Below are 2,377 nucleotides of genomic sequence, written 5' to 3'. Positions count from 1 at the left end.
CTGCACGTTCATGGGCAAAAGTGATATTGCGGTAGATAGACTTGGCAAAGGGATTTGGGCGTTGGAAGACCATTCCAATGTGCTTACGCATTTCATAAACATTGATTTCTGGACGGTTGACATCAATCCCTTGATAGAGGATTTGACCTGTTACCTTGGCAATATCAATGGTATCATTCATACGGTTGAGACTGCGGAGGTAGGTTGATTTCCCTGAACCAGAAGGGCCAATTAAGGCCGTGATTTTATTTTTTTCAAATTGCATATCGATGCCCTTGATGGATTCTTTTTTACCGTAGTAAACATGTAAATCCTTAGTAGAGAGGGCCACTTTCTCTTCAGGAAAGGTGATGATATGCTTTTCATCCCAATTATATTTTGACATGGCTTCTCCTTTAGGCAGCGGTTAATTTCTTATGTAGGTAGCTTCCGAGTTTACGGGCTCCAAAGTTAAAGATTAGGATAAAGATGAGGAGCACGGCTGCAGAACCTGCTGATACGATAGTTCCATCAGGAATGGTTCCTTCACTATTGACTTTCCAGATGTGGACAGCCAAGGTTTCTGCTTGACGGAAGATAGAGATTGGGCTAGTCACACTGAGAATATTCCAATTTGACCAGTCCAGAGCCGGAGCGGATTGTCCTGCTGTATAGATAAGAGCAGCCGCCTCACCAAAGATACGACCAGAGGCCAGGACAACCCCAGTGACAATACCTGGAAGGGCTTCTGGAATAACCACATGAACCACTGTCTCCCAACGAGAAATCCCAAGAGCCAGACCAGCCTCACGCTGCGTATGGTGAACGTGTTTCAAACTGTCCTCAACATTACGAGTCATCTGAGGTAAGTTAAAGACCGTCAAGGCCAAGGCACCTGAAATAATTGAAAATCCATACTCAAACTGAACTACAAAGATCAAGTAACCAAAGAGACCCACAACCACAGATGGCAGTGAAGACAAGATTTCAATACAGGTTCTGACAAAATTGGTCACAGGACCTTTTTTGGCATATTCAGCTAGGAAAATCCCAGCCCCCATAGACAAGGGCACAGAGATAATCAAGGTAATAACCAAGAGGAAGAAGGAATTATAGAGCTGAATTCCAATCCCACCACCTGCTTGGTAAGAAGATGATTTGCCAGTCAAGAAAGACCAAGAGATGTGAGGCAAACCACGAACCAAGATATAGAGAATCAAGGATGCCAAGATGGCAACGATAATTCCTGCAATCGAGTAGAGGACAGCTGTTGCAATTTTATCTAATTTCTTAGCGTGCATAGTTTTTCTTTCCTCTTTCTTTCGTAATCAATTTAATCACACTGTTGAAGGCCAAACTCATCAAGAGCAAGACTAAGGCCAGTGACCAGAGAACGTTATTGTCTACTGTTCCCATAACAGTATTTCCGATACCCATAGTCAAAACAGAAGTCAAGGTCGCAGCAGGTGTTGTCAATGAAGTTGGGACAACAGCTGAGTTTCCGACCACCATCTGAATAGCCAAGGCCTCACCAAAGGCACGCGCCATCCCAAAGACGACCGCTGTGAAAATACCTGAACGCGCCGCCTTCAAGGTCACGCGCCAGATGGTTTGCCAACGAGTGGCTCCCATAGCCAAACTAGCTTCGCGGTAGTGACGAGGCACCGCACGCAAGCTATCGGTTGTCATAAAGGTTACCGTCGGTAAAATCATGACAAAGAGAACGAAAATCCCTGACAAGATCCCAAAACCAGTTCCACCAAAGACACTGCGGACAAAGGGAACTACGACCTGCAAACCAATAAATCCATACACAACTGAAGGAATCCCGACCAGCAATTCAATGGCTGGTTGCAAGATTCTAGCACCTTTTGGTGAGACTTCGGTCATAAAGACTGCCGCACCAATGGCAAAAGGAGTTGCGATAAGAGCTGACAAGATTGTGACAATAAAGGAACCCAAAATCATGGGAAGGGCACCAAATTGTTTACCTGAAGGATTCCAAGTTTGGCCAAAAAGGAAATCAAAGATATTGACCCCATTGACAAAGAAGGTCGACAAGCCTTTTTGGGCTACGAAAATCAAAATCATGGCCACAATGATGACAATCAAAGACAGACAGGCAAAGGTCAAGCCTTTTCCAAGTTTCTCTAAACGAGAGTTCTTTGAGGGAGAAAGTAATTTTTTAGCTAATTCTTCTTGATTCATTAGTGACTCCCTTCTAGTGCTGTCACCGTTCCTACAGCATCTTTTTCAACCTTCATTTCCTTAACAGAAATATAGCCCATTCCCTTAACGATTCCACTTTGCGCTTCATCAGAGAGGACAAAATTGAGGAATTCTGCCACCAATTCATTTGGTTGACCTAGGGTGTACATGTGTTCATAAGACCACAAAG

3 protein-coding genes and 1 pseudogene are annotated in these 2,377 nt (G+C 44.1%); all 4 read right to left on the bottom strand.

Features of this window, described 5'->3' with window-relative positions:
* On the bottom strand, positions 1 to 385 hold a 385-nt coding region (locus SMIDD26_RS12780; RefSeq protein WP_246746908.1), incomplete at its 3' end, for an ATP-binding cassette domain-containing protein.
* 10 nt (positions 386 to 395) lie between these two features.
* The gene (gene pstA / locus SMIDD26_RS04645; RefSeq protein WP_000543046.1) at positions 396 to 1,280 is read right to left on the bottom strand and encodes a phosphate ABC transporter permease PstA; all 885 of its coding nucleotides are present in this window, start codon (positions 1,278 to 1,280) and stop codon (positions 396 to 398) included.
* Complete coding sequence (pstC, locus tag SMIDD26_RS04640) at positions 1,270 to 2,187, bottom strand: phosphate ABC transporter permease subunit PstC (protein ID WP_001070903.1); 918 nt, start codon at positions 2,185 to 2,187, stop codon at positions 1,270 to 1,272. The genes pstA and pstC overlap by 11 nt, the downstream gene beginning before the upstream one ends.
* Positions 2,187 to 2,377 (bottom strand): annotated as a pseudogene (locus SMIDD26_RS04635) (phosphate-binding protein); the annotation flags it as partial. The gene pstC and the pseudogene SMIDD26_RS04635, both read right to left, overlap by 1 nt.

Source organism: Streptococcus mitis, from assembly GCF_001579035.1.
GTDB classification, from domain to species: Bacteria; Bacillota; Bacilli; order Lactobacillales; family Streptococcaceae; genus Streptococcus; species Streptococcus mitis_J.
Note: the sequence above shows the minus strand (reverse complement) of the source record. Positions and strands in the feature narration are given on the sequence as shown.